The following is a 14955-nucleotide window of genomic DNA, read 5'->3' on the forward strand; positions in this document are numbered from 1 at the left end:
GTCGTCCCTTGCTCGCCCTGCGCGAGACCGTGAGCCTCCGGATCCATCGCGGCGGGCATCGCGCCGCGGGCTGATGGGGGCGGGCAAGGAAACATCGGGCGCGACCTGGCGTTCTCGCCTCACGCCGTCCGTCCCCCTCGACAGGAGCCCGACCCTCGATGACGATCTCCATCCGCGCCGCCACAGTCGCCGCCCTCCTCGCCGCCGCCCTGTCGGGCGGGGCCCGCGCCGCCAACGACCTGCCGCCGCCGAAGACCGACGCCATGCCCCCGGTCGAGGTGACGATCACGTCCGAGAACGGCGTGCCGCGTTGCGCCCCGGCCGAGCTGCGCCTCCCGGCCCAGAGCAACGTCGACCTGCACGTGACCAACCAGTCGAACGAGCAGGTCTCGCTCACCGCGCCGCAGATCTTCCAGAACAAGAACGTGCTGCACCACGACGGCGACGTGGTTCACGTCGCGAGCAACGACGCCTACCTGATCAAGCCGAACGGCAAGGGCGAGATCCGCCTGCGCACCATCGCGCCGGGCGAGTACACCTGGGGCTGCACCGCCACGTCGAAGCAGGACAAGCCGTTCACCGGCAAGCTGACGCTGGTCGACCCGGCGAAGTGAGTATCAGAGCCTGTTTGATCGTATTTCACAGAGTTGACACCCTGCATGTCATTCCGGGGCCGCGAAAGCGGAGCCCGGAATCCAGAACCGCAGGATGTTCAGAATAGAGCGGTACGCAATTCGCCTCATTCGACACCACCTGAGTTTCTGGGCGTGCCCTCGGCACTCCGGCCTCCGCTTTCGCGGCCCCGGAATGACGAAGAGGGTGGTTCATACTGTCCAGCAAGCCAAACAGGCGCTCAGGGGAGCAGACGTATCATCTCCCCTGGCCACATCATCCTCCCGAGCCAAGCCGGCGCAGGCGCTGCCCTTACCGGAACGTCTTCCTCGGATCGAACGCGTCCCGCACCGCCTCTCCGGCGAAGATCAGCAGGCTCAGGGTCACGGCGATCACCGCGAAGCCGGTGAGCCCGAGCCAGGGCGCCTGCAGGTTGGCTTTCCCTTGGGCCAGCATCTCGCCGAGGGATGGCGAGCCCGGCGGCAGGCCGAAGCCGAGGAAGTCGAGGGAGGTGAGCGTCGTGATCGAGCCGTTCAGCACGAACGGCAGGAAGGTCAGCGTCGCCACCATGGCGTTGGGAAGGAGGTGGCGGAACATGATGCGGGCGTTCGAGAGCCCGAGCGCGCGGGCGGCGCGCACGTACTCGAAGTTGCGCGCCCGCAGGAACTCCGCCCGCACCACGCCGACCAGCGACACCCAGGAGAACAGGAGCAGGATGCCGAGCAGCACGAAGAAGCTCGGCGTGATGATCGACGAGATGATGATGAGCAGGTAGAGCGAGGGGATCGCGGTCCAGATCTCGATCACCCGCTGGAACACCAGGTCGACCCAGCCGCCGAAATAGCCCTGCACCGCCCCGGCCAGCACCCCGATCACCGAGGAGACCAGCGCCAGGGTGAGCCCGAACAGCACCGAGAGCCGGAAGCCGTAGATCAGCCGGGCGACGACGTCGCGGCCCTGGTCGTCGGTGCCGAGCCAGTTCCACTCGATGTCGCGGCAGGTCGTGCCGCCGGTCTTCTCCGCGATCGCCCGGCACTGCGCGTCCGTGAGGCGCCAGGTCGGCGGGGCGGGGGCGGGCACCGGCAGGTCGAGGTTGTGGGTGTTGTAGGAGAAGCGGATCGGCGGCCACAGGGCCCAGCCGTGCTCGGCGATTTCCTTGGCGATCACAGGGTCGCGGTAATCGGTCCGGGCCAGGAAGCCGCCGAACTTCTCCTCCGGATAGTCGACCACGATGGGAAACAGGATCTCGCCCTTGTAGGACGCGACGATCGGCCGGTCGTTGGCGATGAACTCGGCGAACAGGCTGGTGACGAACAGGAGGCAGAACAGCACGAACGACCAGTAGCCGCGACGGTTCGCCCGGAAATTCGCGAGGCGACGGCGGTTGAGCGGCGACAGCCGCCCGGTGCCCGTGGGCCCGGGCAGCGGCAGGCTCACCGGCGCGGCCGCTGGCGAGGTCACGGGAATCGCGTCGAGCTCGGGACCGCGGGGGCGCTCGTTCATGCGGCGCCCCCGGGCAGGGTCGGCACAAGTCGGCTCAGTCGAGCCGGGTCGCGACGCCGTCGATCACGCTCGGCCGCAGGGCGCCGCTGCGCTCGAGGTGGCGGCGCAGCAGCTGCACGTTGCGGCGGTTGGCCTTGAAGGCGGCATCGAACAGGTCGCCGACCAGCGGCACAGCGCCCACCACGCCGTCGATCGCCACGTTCGCCGCCATGCGGGCGATCAGCCAGCGCGGCGCGCCGAGGCGGCGGGCCTCCCAGACGATGTAGGACGAGATCGCCGTGGTGATCGCATCGCCGATCACCGGGATCAGGCCGACGATCGCGTCGAGGCCGATGCGGCGGTTGCCCGGCAGCATGATCGCGGTGTCGAGGATGTGGGCGAGCAGCTCCAGGCGCGCCATCACCTGCTCGGGCGAGGAGCCGGCCAGGGCGTCGCCCGCCTTGGCGCGAAGCCCGAGGGCCTCGTCCTGGAAGCGGGTGTCCTTGAAGTCGCTGCCCTTGCCGAAGGAGCCGGCCCCGAAGGGCGGGACGCGGCCGGCCGTCTGCGAAGAGGTCATCCCGGGGCTCCGGAGCGTGTGCGTGGTGCTCATGCTCGAGGATGTGGCCCCGGCGCCCCGGTTCAACAAGGAGGCCCCGCATCAGGCCGCGCGCCCCGGCGCGAGGCCGCGCAAGCGGTCGAGGGCCCGGTCGAGGGTGTCGTCCCGCTTGGCGAAGCAGAACCGCACTACGGTGCGCACCGGCTGGTACGCGTAGAAGGCGCTGACGGGAATCGCCGCGACGCCGTGCTGGCGCACCAGCCGCTCGCAGAAGGCGACGTCGTCGCCTTCTGCGAGCGGCGCGATGTCGACGTTGAGGAAGTAGGTCCCGGCGGAGGGCAGCACGCTGAAGCCGAGGGCCTTGAGCCCGCCGGCGAAGCGGTCCCGGGCCCGGGCGAAGTCGGCCCGCATGCCCTCGTAATAGGCGTCGTCCTTGGCCAGCCCGTAGGCGACCGCCGCCTGGAGGTTCGGCGGCGTGGTGAAGGTGAGGAACTGGTGCGCCTTGGCGAGCCCCCGCATCAGGTGGGCCGGGGCCATCACGAACCCGACCTTCCAGCCGGTGAGGGAAAAAATCTTGCCCGCCGAGCCGATCTTCACCGTGCGCTCGCGCATCCCCGGATATGTCATCAGCGGCCGGTGGCGCCGGCCGTCGAACACCACATGCTCCCAGACCTCGTCGCAGAGCGCGACGGCGTCGAAGCGCCGGCAGAAGCCGGCGAGCAACTCCAGGTCCGCATCCGGGAAGACGGTGGCCGAGGGGTTGAGAGGATTGTTGAGCAGCACGACCTTCGTGCGCGGCGAGAAGGCGGCGGCGAGCGCCTCCTCCGTCAGCCGGAAGTGCGGCGGCGTCAGGGTGACGAAGCGTGGCACCCCGCCGGCCCGCCGCACCAGGGGCAGGTAGGCGTCGTACATCGGCTCGAACAGCACCACCTCGTCGCCGGGCTCGATCAGCGCCATCAGGGCGCCCGCCAGGGCCTCGGTGGCGCCCGAGGTGATCATCACCTCGGCCTCGGGGTCGAGGTCGAGCCCCTGCCAGTGCGCATAGTGCGCCGCCACCGCCCGGCGCAGCTCGGGCAGGCCCATCATCGGCGGGTACTGGTTCCAGCCCTCCACCACCGCCTCGGCGGCCTTGGCGCGCACGTCGGCCGGGCCCGGATCGTCCGGGAAGCCCTGGCCGAGATTGACGGCACCGGTCTCACGGGCGAGCGCCGACATCACCTCGAACACGGTGGTCGGCAGGTCGGCGAAGATGGGATTCATGCGGGCGCGGCGGGCTCGAGGGCGAAGGCGCCTCGCTACCACGCCGGGACGCGGGACGGAACCGAGCCGGACGGGCGGAGGCGGCGCGGCGAGCCGGCGCCCGGATCGCGGCCGGCGACCGATTTACATGGATCAATGGAAAATCGAAAACGCGCTGATCTGGTGAAACATCGTCGGGCGCCGCGGTTTGACCGAGCAACGGGAGTTCTCCCGCAATATTCAGAGGAACATCATGCTCAGATACGCACTGGCCGCCCTGGCGTGCGGCGTGCCGACGCTCGTCTCGGCGCAGAACGTCCTGGCGCCTCCGGGTGCGGGCCCGGTCATCGTGGCCCCGGCCGATCCGGCGGCGACCGGCAGCCTCGGCGGGGCGACGAATGGCGGGCCGGGCGCCGTGGACGTCGTGCCCGGCCGCACCGGTGCCAGCACGGCGGTCGACGATTCCGCCGCCGGCGGCAACGCCGAGCAGCAGACCCGTCCGATCCCGCAATTCGGCCGTAACGGCGGCAGCGGGGCGGGCGGCGGCAGCCCCTGAGAGCACGGTGTCCGTCCGATCCGTTCCGACAGGACGGGCGCAGGAGCCCCTCTCCCGTGCGCGAGAGAGGGAGCCGAGGCGTGCGCTGCTGAGACGACGGCGAGCGTCGCCGTCAGTTGAACTTGCCGCTCACCGCGGCGCCGTCCGGGCCCGTGATCTGCACCACGCCCTTGGGATTCGTGCCCAGCGCCACCTCGGCCTGCCCGGTGAGCCGTGCCTCGGCCGGGGTGAGGACGACGCGGGCGGGCTTGCCGCCGACGACCAGGATCGCCGTGCCCTTGAAGCCCGCCGGCGACACCGCCTTCTCCTTCGCATCGAAGACGTAGACCTCGACCGTGCGGTCCTTCGTCACCAGCTCGATGTGGTACGGGCCGGCATCGGCCACGCGCCCGCCGTTGTGGCCGTTGCCGTCGTGGGCGCGGGCATCGATGGCGCAGATCGGCAGGAGCGCCAGCAGGGCGCCGGCCGCGAGGAATCTCTGGATCAGCATGGGTTCTCTCCGGGGTGAGGGGATCAGAAGGCCTCGGCCGGCGCGGCGCCGGCCGGGGCGGCGGTCGCGGCCCGCAGGCGCTCCAGCGGGCGCCGGCCGAAGCGCAGGAAGAGCACCGGCGTCAGCACCGCGTCGAGGAGGGTGGCGCTGATGAGCCCGCCGAAGATGGTCACCGCGACGGGGTGCAGGATCTCCTTGCCGGGGCTCGCCGCGTCGGTGAGCAGCGGCACCAGGGCGACACCGGCCGAGAGGGCCGTCATCAGCACCGGGGTCAGCCGCTCCAGGCTGCCACGCACCACCAGCTCCGGCCCGAAGGGCACGCCCTCGTGCAGCGACAGGTTGAGGTAGTGGCTGACCTTGAGGATGCCGTTGCGGGCCGCGATGCCGGTGAGCGTGATGAAGCCGATCATCGAGGCGACCGACAGCGGCTGGCCGGCGAGCCACAGGGCCGCCACGGAGCCGACGAGGGCCAGCGGCACGCTGCCCAGGATGATCAGCGCCAGCACGGCCGACCGGTAACGGCTGTAGAGGAGCGCGAAGATCAGCCCGAGCGAGACGAGCGAGAGCGCCCCGATGGTGCGGCTCGCCTCCTCCTGCGCCTGGAACGTGCCCTCGAGGCTGGCAAAGACCCCCGGCGGCATCGCCTCGGCCGCGACGGCCCGGCGGATCGCCGCCACGACCTCCGCCGTGTCGGCCCCGGCCGCGGTGTTGGCCATCACCACCAGGCGCCGCCGGCCGTTCTCGCGCAGGATCTGGTTGGGACCGTCGGTCTCGCGGATGTCGGCGATCTGGCGCGCCGGCACCCAGCCGGAGGGCGTCTCGACCAGGAGGTCGCTTAAGGTCGCGGTGGTGCGCTGCGCCTCGGCCAGGCGCAGGACCACGTCGAAGCGGCGGTAGCCGTCGACCACCGTCGAGACCAGGCGGCCGTTGGAGAGCCGGCTGAGCTGATCGACGACCGCCGCGGGCTGCACCCCGTAGAGCGCCGCCCGGCCGTAATCGACCCGGATCTCGAGCTGCGGGATCCGCACCTGCTTCTCGACCTGCAGGTCAGCGAGGCCCGGGATCGCCCGCATCCGCTCGTGCAGGCCGGCCGCCACCCGCCGCAGGACGTCGAGGTCCTCGCCGAAGATCTTCAGTGCGATCTCCGCCCGGACGCCGGACAGCATGTGGTCGAGCCGGTGCGAGATCGGCTGGCCGACATTGACCGAGACCGGCAGCGCCGCGAGGCGCCGGCGGATCTCGGCGACCAGCTCCGCCTTCGGGCGGCCTCCGCCTTTGAGCGCCACCTCGAGGTCGGAGGAGTGGACGCCCTCGGCGTGCTCGTCGAGCTCGGCCCGGCCGGTGCGGCGGCCGACCGCCGCCACCTCCGGGATCTCCATCAGCAGCCGCTCGGCGATGGCCCCGACCCGGCTGCTCTCGGGCAGCGAGATGCCGGGGGTGAACGCCATCGTGACGGTGAACGAGCCCTCGTTGAACGGCGGCAGGAAGGCCCGCGGCAGCTGCCAGGCGGCGAGCCCCGCCGTCACGACGAGGCCGGCGACGGTGGCGACGAGCAGGCGCTGGTGCCGGAACGCCGCGCGCAGCGTTGCGGCATTGCCGCGCTTGAGCAGACGGATGAACCGGCTCTCGTGCTCCTCCAGGCTCTTCAGGCCCGGCAGCAGCCAGGAGGCGAGGACCGGCGTCAGGGTGATCGACACCACGAGGCTCGCCAGGATCGACACGATGTAGGCCTGACCGAGCGGCGCGAACAGGCGGCCCTCGATGCCCGACAGCGCGAAGAGCGGCACGAAGACCAGCACGATGATCGCCGTGGCGTAGACGATGCCGGAGCGCACCTCGTTCGAGGCCGCGACCACGACCTCGAACACCGAGCGCGGGTTGCCGGCGGCCCGGTTCTCCCGCAGGCGGCGGAAGATGTTCTCGACGTCGACCACCGCGTCGTCGACGAGCTCGCCGATGGCGATGGCGAGCCCGCCCAGCGTCATGGTGTTGATCGAGAGCCCGGCGAGGTGGAACACCAGGGCGGTGGCAAGGATCGAGACCGGGATCGCGGTGAGCGAGATCAGGGTGGTGCGGACGTTCAGGAGGAACGCGAACAGCACCAGGGCCACCACGGCGATGGCCTCGACCAGGACCCGCTCGACGTTGCCGATCGACGTCTCGATGAAGTCGGCCTGGCGAAAGAGGATCTTGTCGGCCGAGATGCCGGCGGGGAGGGAGGGCGCAATGTCTTTGAGCGCGGCCTCGATCGAGCGCGTCAGCGCCACGGTGTCGACGTCGGGCTGTTTCTCGACCGAGACGATCACCGCCGGCCGGCCCTGGTAGCCGCCTTCGCCGCGCTTGGCCTTCGCGGCGAAGGAGACCTCCGCGACCTGCCGCAGGCGCACCGGCGCGGTGCCGGCCGCGCCCACCACGAGGTCCGCTAAGTCCTCCAGGCTCATCGTGCGGGCGATGTTCCGGATCAGGTACTCGCGGGCGTACTGGTCGGTGAAGCCGCCGCCGGCATTGGTGCCGAATTGCTGCAGGGCCGCGTCGAGCTGGGCGTTGGTGACGTTGAGCGCCCGCATCGCTGCCGGGTTCGGGGCGACCCGGAACTGGCGCACCTCGCCGCCGATCGGGATCACCTGGGCCACCCCCGGGATGGTGAGGAGGCGCGGCCGGAGCACGAAGTCGGCAGTCTCGCGCAGCTCCATCGGGCTCACGGACTCGCCCGTCACCGCGATCAGCAGCACCTGGCCCATGATCGAGGAGACCGGGCCCATCTGGGGCGTCACCCCGCGGGGCAGCTGGTCCTGCACCAGGCTCAGGCGCTCGGCGACCTGCTGGCGGTTGCGGTAGATGTCGGTGCCCCAGGCGAACTCGACGTAGACGACCGCGAGGCCGACGCCGGAGACCGAGCGCACCCGGGTCACGCCGGGAAGCCCGTTGAGCCGGGTCTCGATCGGGTAGGTCACCATCTGCTCGACCTCCGGGGGCGCGTAGCCCTCGGCCTCGATCATGATGGTGACGGTCGGGCGGTTGAGGTCCGGGAAGACGTCGACCGGCAGGCGGGTGAGGCTGAAGGCGCCGTACAGCACCAGCACGCAGGCCAGCGCCAGCACCAGCAGGCGGTTGCGCAGGGAGTGGGTGACCAGGAAGGAGAACATCGCGCGCCTCCTCAGCGGACCTGGTCGAGGAGCTCGGCGCCCTGGACCACCACGCGGGTGCCGGGCTTGAGGCCGGCCTCGATCAGCACCCGGGTGCCGTCGAGGGGCGCCACCCGCACCGCCTGAGCCTCGTAGCGCTCGGCGGTGGTGTGCGCGTAGACCACGTCCTGGCCGTTGGCCGTGCGCACCACGCTCGCCCGCGGCAGGGCGAGGCCGCGCCGCTCGGCATCGATGGCGGCTAGCACCGTGACGAACTGGCCGACCCGCAGGCCCTCAAGCCCGCCGCCGATCGCGAACTGCACCGGGATCGCCTGGTTGCGGTCGGCGAGGCCCGCGCCCTGGTAGGCGAGCGGCAGGCTGCGCCCGTCGGCGAGGCGCGCGGTCGCGTCGGCGGCCGGGGTCAGGGCGTCGAAGCTCAGGGCCTCGACCCAGAGCCGGGCCGGATCGACGATCTGGAACACCATCTGGCCGGGATTGGCCATCTGGCCGGCCACCGCCGCCGCCTCGGCGATCACCCCGCCGACCGGCGCGGTCAGCACCTCGGGCTCGAGGCGGATCCGGTCGAGGGCGGTGCGCCGGTCCTTGAGGCCCTTGAGCTCGTCCTGAGCCTCGTCGAGCTGCACCTGCGAGACCGCGCCGCCGGGGGCGAGCTTCTGGTAGCGGTCGACCCGGCGCTGGACGATGGCGATCTGCTGGTCGAGCTCGCCCTGGCGCTGGCGCATGTCGGACAGGTCGACCTGCTGCACCGGCGGGGTCACCAGCGCCAGCACCTCGCCCTGGCGCACCCGCGTTCCGAGGCGCGGGAAGGTGCCCGAGGGCGGCGGCGCCAGGCGCCCGCCGACCGAGGATTGCACCACGCCGCTGGCATTCGGGTCCGGGATGATCCGGCCGGGCAGGGACACGGTGCGGCGGAAGGCACCCTCGGCGGTCACCTCCGTGCGCAAGGAGAAGAGGCGCTGCGTGGGCTTGGGCACGAACACGGTCCCGTCGGCCAGGCGCTGGGCGAGGTCGGTCGGCGCATCCGCCGGGGTGACGAGGGCGGCCCGGCTCTCCGGATGGCCGTGATTCCCGCTCTCATGCGCGAAGGCGGTGGCGCCCAGGACCAGGGTCGCGGCGAGCACCAGCACGGCGAGGACGGGCATCCGCCGCCCGGCCCGCATCAGCCCCATGGCGACGAGGCCGAGGACGAAGCCCCCGGCGGCGGCGAGGCCGGCGCCCGGGTCGCGGTCGGCCAGCCGATCGGCCAGACGGTCGGTGAGGGCGTGCAGCCATCCGGTGCCCTGTGCCGGAGGGGTGGGCGCGGCAGCGTCCGGGGGCGGCAGGGCCAGGGCGAGGGGCAGCACGTCCACGTCGGCGCCGGCCGTCACCGTGACCACGAGGTCGAGGTGGTCGCCGCCCTGGCTCCCCCGCGCGAGCCAGGGCGCTGGCAGGCGGTAGCTGCCATCCGGCGCGGCCGTGGCCGCGGCGGGGCCGTCCGGCGTCTCGACCTCGAGGGTGGCGTCGGTGACCGGCTCGCCGGTGGCGAAACGGTCGAGGTAGAGCACCAGGGCGTCACCCCGGGGGATCGCCACCAGCTCGAACGCGCTCGAGGACGCCTCGCCCCGGGGCGCGATGGTCTTCGAGACCGGGGCCTGCGGGGCGCCGTGGTCGTGGCCCTCGTGGGCGGAGGCGAGGAGCGGCAGCGTGGTCAGGGCGAGCGCCACGGCCAGCGCGCGTCGCGCGGCCGTCAACAGGGACGGAAACATCGGGAGAGAAGCCTTCGCGAGCGGCGTGAACGAGCGCCCGCGGGCGGCCCACCCGTCAGGGTGGCGCGCCGGCGCGGGACGCGGACGTCAGGCGAAGGATCGTGGCGGTCTCGCGGGGGAATCCGGCGCGATGCCGGCGGGCAGCGCGTCCTCGGCGGCGGCGAGGCGCCGGGCCGAAGTCGGGCCGGGGAGGGCTGCCAGGGCGTCCGGGAGCAGGCCGGGGACGCAGCAGGAGGCGCCCATCAGGCAGCACAGCCCGTTGCAGGGCCGGGCGACCGGCGCCTCGTCGGAACTCGCGACGGTCAGGCGCGGGCCCTCGGCGACAGAGCGCGCCTCGGCCAGGGTCAGGATCACTGCGGCAGGCGCCTGCGACGTCGCCTCCGCGCCGTGATGGGCGTGGCCCTGGTGGGCCTGCGCCGACGAGACCCCGGCCACCGACGCGCCGATGCACGCGGCGATCGTCATGATCACCGCGGCAAGCAGGCGCGCGAGGGGGCCGGGTAAGGTCATGCCGCCACGATAACAGATCCGTGCCCGAAGGGAAGCGCGACCGCGGCCGGCGCACCGCCGTTTGCTGCAGTGCAGCGGAACCGCTCCGGCAGGCAGGCGTTCGCCGGGAAAGATCGGCCGGCCGGCGCCGCGGAAGCGGCGCCCGAGGGAGCACCGCGCCGCCAGGGAGGGAACGCACTAGCCCGGCCGGGAGCCTGCGCGCATCCGGCCCCGGGCTTCCTCGCGATCCTGGAGCGAAGTCGGCATGATCTCACGCGGACAACCCAAGCTTCTGCTCGCCGTCCTGGCGGGCTACGCCCTGATGCAGATGGGCAATACCCTTCAGGGCACCCTGCTCAGCGTGCGCGGCGGCCTGGAGGGCTTCTCCCCGGCCCAGATCGGCACGGTCGGGGCGGGGTTCTGGGTCGGCGTGGTGATCGGGTCCCTGCGCGGCGGGCGCATCATCGCCCGGGTCGGGCACATCCGCACCTTCGCGGGCCTCGCCGCCATCGCGTCGAGCGCCGCCCTGCTGCACCTCCTCGTCATCGACCCCTATGTCTGGATGGTGGCGCGGGCGCTCACCGGCTTCTGCTTCGCCGGCCTGTTCATGGTGGTGGAGAGCTGGCTCAACGGCATCGCGACGCCGGGCAGCCGCGGGCGGATCATGAGCATCTACGGCATGACCGGGCTGTTCGCCGGCATCGGCGGCCAGATGCTGCTGCCGGCTGCCGACCCGGGCGGCTACGCCCTGTTCTGCGTCATCGCCATCGCCATCGCGATCGCCCTGGTGCCCACCGCCCTGACGCGGGTCGCCGCGCCGGCGGAGGGCGCCACTGAGACCGGCATCGACCTGGCGCGGCTCTACCGGCAGTCGCCGTTCGGCACCGTCGCGGCCTTCCTGTGCGGCGTCACCACCAGCGCCTTCTTCAGCCTCGGGCCGGTCTTCGCAGGCGGCACGGCTTCGACACCGCCGAGATCGGCCTGTTCATGGCCTGCGGCTCGCTCGGCGGCTTCCTGCTGACCTGGCCGCTCGGCGGCCTCTCCGACCGGCTCGACCGGCGGCTCGTGATTGTCGCAGTGGCGCTCGCCGCGTCGGCGTCGCTGCTCGCCATGCTGCGCTTCGTGCCGGACGACGCGCGCCACTGGGTCTTCTTCGCCTGCGTCACCCTGTTCGGCGGCACCGTGATCCCGACCTACAGCATCGTCATCGCGCACGTGAACGACACGGTCGACAAGGGCGAGTTCGTCGCCGCCTCGGGCGGGCTCTTGATCCTCCAGGGCGCCGGCGCAGCAGCCGGGCCGGTCGTCGCCGGCCTCGCGATGTCGAACTTCCGCTACGGGCTCTCGGGCACGATCCTGACCGCGCAGCTGCTGATGGCCGCCTGGGGCCTCTACCGCATCCTGGCGCGGCCGATGCCGGCGGATGCCGACCGCGGCGAATTCGTGGTCGAGCCGCCGGTGCCGGTCGGCACCGAGCTCCTGGCCGAGGGCGGGACGCGCTGATCAGCCCGGCCCGGGCGTCTTGTCCGGGTAGCGGCAGAGCTCGGCGATCGGGCAGCGCCAGCACTCGGGCTTGCGCGCCTTGCAGACGTAGCGCCCGTGCAGGATCAGCCAGTGGTGGGCGTTGAGGCGGTAGGGCTCGGGCACGATCGCCTCGAGCCCCGCCTGGACCTTGTCGGTGGTGCTGCCCGGCGCCAGCGGGATGCGGTTCGAGACCCGGAAGATGTGGGTGTCGACCGCGATGGTCGGCTCGCCAAAGGCGACGTTGAGCACCACGCTGGCGGTCTTCTTGCCAACGCCGGGCAGCACCTCGAGGTGCTCGCGCGCCCGCGGCACCTCGCCGCCATGCTGCTCGACCAGGATGCGCGAGAGCGCGATGACGTTCTTGGCCTTGGTGTTGAACAGCCCGATCGTGCGGATGTGATGGCGCACCGTCTCCTCGCCGAGCGCCAGCATCGCCGCCGGGTTGTCGGCACGGGCGAAGAGCGGCGCGGTGGCGATGTTGACGCTCTTGTCGGTGGCCTGGGCCGAGAGCACCACCGCGACGAGGAGCGTGTAGGCGTTGAGGTATTCGAGGTCGGAGCGCGGCTCCGGGTTGGCGGCGCTGAGACGCGAGAAGATCTCGCGCAGGGTGGCGGCATCGACCGGCTCCGGCGTGGTCGCCCGCGCCGTCAGCGGCGTCACGACCCTGGCCTTCGCCGGTGCGGTGATTTTGTCGGGGGCGGCCTGCTTCCGGCGAGTCATGGGCGCCTTATATTGCCGGCATGGCGAGCGGCAAGGCACCGGACGACGCGACCGAACGGCACCCCTACGGGCGCGATCCGGACGCGATCGAGCGCCCGGTCTTCGCTGCGACGATCCGGCCGCACTGCTCGCTCTCGCGCCTCGGCTTCCGGGTCGTCATGGCGGCCTGTGGCGGCGTCGCGCTGGTGACGGGGTTCGCCTTCCTGCAGATGGGGATGTGGCCGGTCACCGGCTTCTTCGGCCTCGACATCGCCGCCCTCTGGCTGGCGCTGACCCTCAACGCCCGCCGCGGGCGCTCCTTCGAGGAGGTGGTGATCAGCCAGATCGAGGTGCTGGTCGCCCGGGTCAGCCACCGCGGCGAGCGCGCGGAGTGGCGCTTCAACCCGCTCTGGACGAGGCTGCACAAGGTCGAGGACGACGAGTACGGCCTGCTGTCACTGTCCTTCGTGTCGCGCGGGCAGAGGGTGCTCGTCGCCCGCGACGCCTCGCCGGCCGAGCGCCAGACCGTGGCGGAGGGGCTGACGCGGGCCCTGGCCGAGGTGAAGAAGGGGTGTTGATCTCCACCGTTACGAAATGCCCCCTGTCCCGGATCTCCTTCCGCTGACGCTTCAGTCGTCCGGGACAGGGGAAGGGATCGTCGCGGCGAGACTACGTCGGCAGCCGCTGCTGCTGCGTCGAGCCGGCTTGTGCAACCACTCCGCCAGCTTGGTGTGCCGCGGCCTCGCCCCGCCGCGCACCGCAATCGCCACCGCGCGGGTCTGCGCCACCAGCACCACCAGCCGCTTGCCCCGGGTCACGCCCGTGTAGAGCAGGTTGCGGGCGAGCATCGTGTAGTGCTGGAGCGCCACCGGGATCACCACGGCCGGGTATTCCGACCCTTGCGACTTGTGGATGGTGATGGCGTAGGCGGGGCTCAAGGCATCCAGCTCCTCGAACGGCCAGGTCACCTCGCGTCCGTCGAAGCCCGCGACCAGCAGGCCCTCCTCCGGATCGACCCGCGTCACCACCCCGAGGTCGCCGTTGAACACCTCGCGGTCGTAGTCGTTCTGCCCCACCATCACCCGGTCGCCGGGGGCGAAGACCCATCCGAATCGCTCGACCGAGACCGGCGGGTTCGGGTTGAGCACCCGCTGGAGGGCCTGGTTGAGGTGGCGGCTGCCGAGAGCCCCGCGGGTCATCGGGCAGAGCACCTGCACGTCCTTGACCGGGTCGAGGCCGAAGCGGCGGGGGATGCGGCGGGTGACGATCTCGACGAGCTTCTCGGCCCCGGCCTCCGGATCGTCGATCCGGACCACGAAGAAGTCGCCGTCCGGCGTGTCCGCGCCCTCGGGCATCCGCCCGCCATTGATCCGGTGGGCGCCGGTGACGATCCGGCTCTCGGCGGCTTGGCGGAAGACCTCGGTGAGGCGCGCCACCGCGACCCGGCCGGAGGCGATCACGTCGGCGAGCACCCGGCCCGGCCCGACGGAGGGAAGCTGGTCGACGTCGCCGACGAGCCAGAGGGCGGCGTGGCGCGGCAGGGCCCGGGTGAGGGCGTTCATCAGCGGCACGTCGATCATCGAGGCCTCGTCCAGCACCAGGAGGTCGCACGCCAGCGGGCTGTGCTCGTTCCTCTGGAAGCCGCCGTGGCGCGGGTCGATCTCGAGCAGGCGGTGGATGGTCTTTGCCTCGCGGCCGGTCTGCTCGCTCATCCGCTTGGCGGCCCGTCCGGTGGGTGCGGCGAGCAGCACCTCGGCATCGGCCTCGGCCAGCACCCGCAGGAGGGCGTCGAGGGTGCTGGTCTTGCCGACGCCGGGCCCGCCGGTCATCACCGCGACCTTGGCGTTCAGGAGCGTGGCGGCGGCGGCGCGCTGGGAGGCTGAGAGCGGCCGGCCGGTCTCGGCCTCGACCTTGGCCAGCGCGGCCGCCACGTCGATCTCGTCCCAGGGCAGGGGCGCGTCGTCGAGGGCGATCAGCCGCTCGGCGATGGCCGATTCCGCCGCGTGCAGGCCGCGCAGGAAGAGGTGCGGCACCGTGTCGATCGTGTCCATCACCACCGAGTCGCCGCCGACCTCCTCGACGAGGGCCGTGCGCAGCAGGCTCGCGTCGACGCCGAGCAGCTCGGCCGCGCGGGCGATCAGGTCCGGCACCGGCAGGGCGCAGTGGCCGTCGTCCATCGCGGCCTGGAGCGCATAGGCGAGGCCGGCGCGCAGGCGCTCGGGGGCCGTCGGCGACAGGCCGAGCCGGGCCGCGATGGCGTCCGCGGTGCGAAACCCGATGCCGCGCACGTCGCGGGCGAGGCGGTAGGGATCCTCGGTCATCACCGCGACCGAGTCGGTGCCGTAGGTCTTGAAGATCCTGACCGCCCGGGCGGTGCCGACGCCGTGGGCGTGCAGCTGGCTCTTATACACATCTCT

General features: G+C 72.1%; 14 protein-coding genes. 5 read left to right on the top strand and 9 right to left on the bottom strand.

Annotation, left to right across the window (positions count from 1 at the left end):
• Positions 1-158: 158 nt before the first annotated feature.
• Positions 159-614, top strand: coding sequence for a cupredoxin domain-containing protein (locus VQ02_RS21670; RefSeq protein ID WP_048446290.1), 456 nt, complete (start codon positions 159-161; stop codon positions 612-614).
• A gap of 310 nt (positions 615-924) precedes the next feature.
• On the opposite strand, the gene VQ02_RS21675 is transcribed toward VQ02_RS21670, so the two are convergent.
• The 3 genes from VQ02_RS21675 to VQ02_RS21685 form a co-directional block, all read right to left on the bottom strand.
• Complete coding sequence (locus VQ02_RS21675; RefSeq protein ID WP_048446291.1) at positions 925-2115, bottom strand: ABC transporter permease; 1191 nt, start codon at positions 2113-2115, stop codon at positions 925-927.
• 34 nt (positions 2116-2149) lie between these two features.
• Entirely contained in the window at positions 2150-2671 is a 522-nt protein-coding gene (locus tag VQ02_RS21680; protein ID WP_083469355.1) for a DUF4112 domain-containing protein, read from the bottom strand.
• A gap of 81 nt (positions 2672-2752) precedes the next feature.
• Positions 2753-3910: an aminotransferase gene (locus VQ02_RS21685; protein ID WP_048446292.1), complete on the bottom strand. Its 1158-nt coding sequence runs from the start codon at positions 3908-3910 to the stop codon at positions 2753-2755.
• Positions 3911-4142: 232 nt separating this feature from the next.
• Between VQ02_RS21685 and VQ02_RS21690 the strand changes: the two genes are divergently transcribed.
• Positions 4143-4445, top strand: coding sequence for a hypothetical protein (locus VQ02_RS21690; RefSeq protein ID WP_048446293.1), 303 nt, complete (start codon positions 4143-4145; stop codon positions 4443-4445).
• A gap of 112 nt (positions 4446-4557) precedes the next feature.
• Here VQ02_RS21690 and VQ02_RS21695 read toward each other — a convergent pair whose 3' ends face one another.
• The 4 genes from VQ02_RS21695 to VQ02_RS37410 form a co-directional block, all read right to left on the bottom strand.
• Complete coding sequence (locus VQ02_RS21695) at positions 4558-4935, bottom strand: hypothetical protein (protein ID WP_048446294.1); 378 nt, start codon at positions 4933-4935, stop codon at positions 4558-4560.
• 23 nt (positions 4936-4958) lie between these two features.
• Positions 4959-8081 (bottom strand): efflux RND transporter permease subunit, encoded by a 3123-nt coding sequence (locus tag VQ02_RS21700; protein WP_048446295.1) that lies wholly within the window; start codon positions 8079-8081, stop codon positions 4959-4961.
• A gap of 11 nt (positions 8082-8092) precedes the next feature.
• Positions 8093-9826, bottom strand: coding sequence for an efflux RND transporter periplasmic adaptor subunit (locus VQ02_RS21705; protein ID WP_048446296.1), 1734 nt, complete (start codon positions 9824-9826; stop codon positions 8093-8095).
• A gap of 87 nt (positions 9827-9913) precedes the next feature.
• On the bottom strand, positions 9914-10336 hold the full coding sequence (locus VQ02_RS37410) for a hypothetical protein (RefSeq protein WP_048446297.1): 423 nt from the start codon (positions 10334-10336) through the stop codon (positions 9914-9916).
• A gap of 244 nt (positions 10337-10580) precedes the next feature.
• Between VQ02_RS37410 and VQ02_RS39365 the strand changes: the two genes are divergently transcribed.
• Together VQ02_RS39365 and VQ02_RS39370 are read left to right on the top strand one after the other, a co-directional pair.
• The gene (locus tag VQ02_RS39365) at positions 10581-11336 is read left to right on the top strand and encodes an MFS transporter (protein ID WP_245239809.1); all 756 of its coding nucleotides are present in this window, start codon (positions 10581-10583) and stop codon (positions 11334-11336) included.
• Positions 11303-11818 (top strand): MFS transporter, encoded by a 516-nt coding sequence (locus VQ02_RS39370; protein WP_245239810.1) that lies wholly within the window; start codon positions 11303-11305, stop codon positions 11816-11818. Before VQ02_RS39365 ends, VQ02_RS39370 begins: the two co-directional genes overlap by 34 nt.
• On the opposite strand, the gene nth is transcribed toward VQ02_RS39370, so the two are convergent.
• Entirely contained in the window at positions 11819-12559 is a 741-nt protein-coding gene (nth, locus tag VQ02_RS21720) for an endonuclease III (protein ID WP_083469357.1), read from the bottom strand.
• 20 nt (positions 12560-12579) lie between these two features.
• Between nth and VQ02_RS21725 the strand changes: the two genes are divergently transcribed.
• Positions 12580-13116, top strand: coding sequence for a DUF2244 domain-containing protein (locus VQ02_RS21725; RefSeq protein ID WP_048446299.1), 537 nt, complete (start codon positions 12580-12582; stop codon positions 13114-13116).
• Between the two features lie 51 nt (positions 13117-13167).
• Here VQ02_RS21725 and recD2 read toward each other — a convergent pair.
• Positions 13168-14955, bottom strand: a 1788-nt coding sequence (gene recD2 / locus VQ02_RS21730; protein WP_048446308.1) for an SF1B family DNA helicase RecD2, incomplete at its 5' end; no start/stop codon positions are given.

The organism is Methylobacterium variabile, from assembly GCF_001043975.1.
Lineage (GTDB): Bacteria > Pseudomonadota > Alphaproteobacteria > Rhizobiales > Beijerinckiaceae > Methylobacterium > Methylobacterium variabile.

What these genes read in the sequence shown, in the direction of transcription:
- VQ02_RS21725 (WP_048446299.1), top strand. Translation starts at nt 12,580, where the DNA reads ATGGCGAGCGGCAAGGCACCGGACGACGCGACCGAACGGCACCCCTAC.
- VQ02_RS37410 (WP_048446297.1), bottom strand. Translation starts at nt 10,336, where the DNA reads ATGACCTTACCCGGCCCCCTCGCGCGCCTGCTTGCCGCGGTGATCATG.
- VQ02_RS39370 (WP_245239810.1), top strand. Translation starts at nt 11,303, where the DNA reads ATGGCCTGCGGCTCGCTCGGCGGCTTCCTGCTGACCTGGCCGCTCGGC.
- VQ02_RS21670 (WP_048446290.1), top strand. Translation starts at nt 159, where the DNA reads ATGACGATCTCCATCCGCGCCGCCACAGTCGCCGCCCTCCTCGCCGCC.
- VQ02_RS21700 (WP_048446295.1), bottom strand. Translation starts at nt 8,081, where the DNA reads ATGTTCTCCTTCCTGGTCACCCACTCCCTGCGCAACCGCCTGCTGGTG.
- VQ02_RS21690 (WP_048446293.1), top strand. Translation starts at nt 4,143, where the DNA reads ATGCTCAGATACGCACTGGCCGCCCTGGCGTGCGGCGTGCCGACGCTC.
- VQ02_RS39365 (WP_245239809.1), top strand. Translation starts at nt 10,581, where the DNA reads ATGATCTCACGCGGACAACCCAAGCTTCTGCTCGCCGTCCTGGCGGGC.
- VQ02_RS21675 (WP_048446291.1), bottom strand. Translation starts at nt 2,115, where the DNA reads ATGAACGAGCGCCCCCGCGGTCCCGAGCTCGACGCGATTCCCGTGACC.
- VQ02_RS21680 (WP_083469355.1), bottom strand. Translation starts at nt 2,671, where the DNA reads ATGACCTCTTCGCAGACGGCCGGCCGCGTCCCGCCCTTCGGGGCCGGC.
- VQ02_RS21705 (WP_048446296.1), bottom strand. Translation starts at nt 9,826, where the DNA reads ATGTTTCCGTCCCTGTTGACGGCCGCGCGACGCGCGCTGGCCGTGGCG.
- nth (WP_083469357.1), bottom strand. Translation starts at nt 12,559, where the DNA reads ATGACTCGCCGGAAGCAGGCCGCCCCCGACAAAATCACCGCACCGGCG.
- VQ02_RS21695 (WP_048446294.1), bottom strand. Translation starts at nt 4,935, where the DNA reads ATGCTGATCCAGAGATTCCTCGCGGCCGGCGCCCTGCTGGCGCTCCTG.
- VQ02_RS21685 (WP_048446292.1), bottom strand. Translation starts at nt 3,910, where the DNA reads ATGAATCCCATCTTCGCCGACCTGCCGACCACCGTGTTCGAGGTGATG.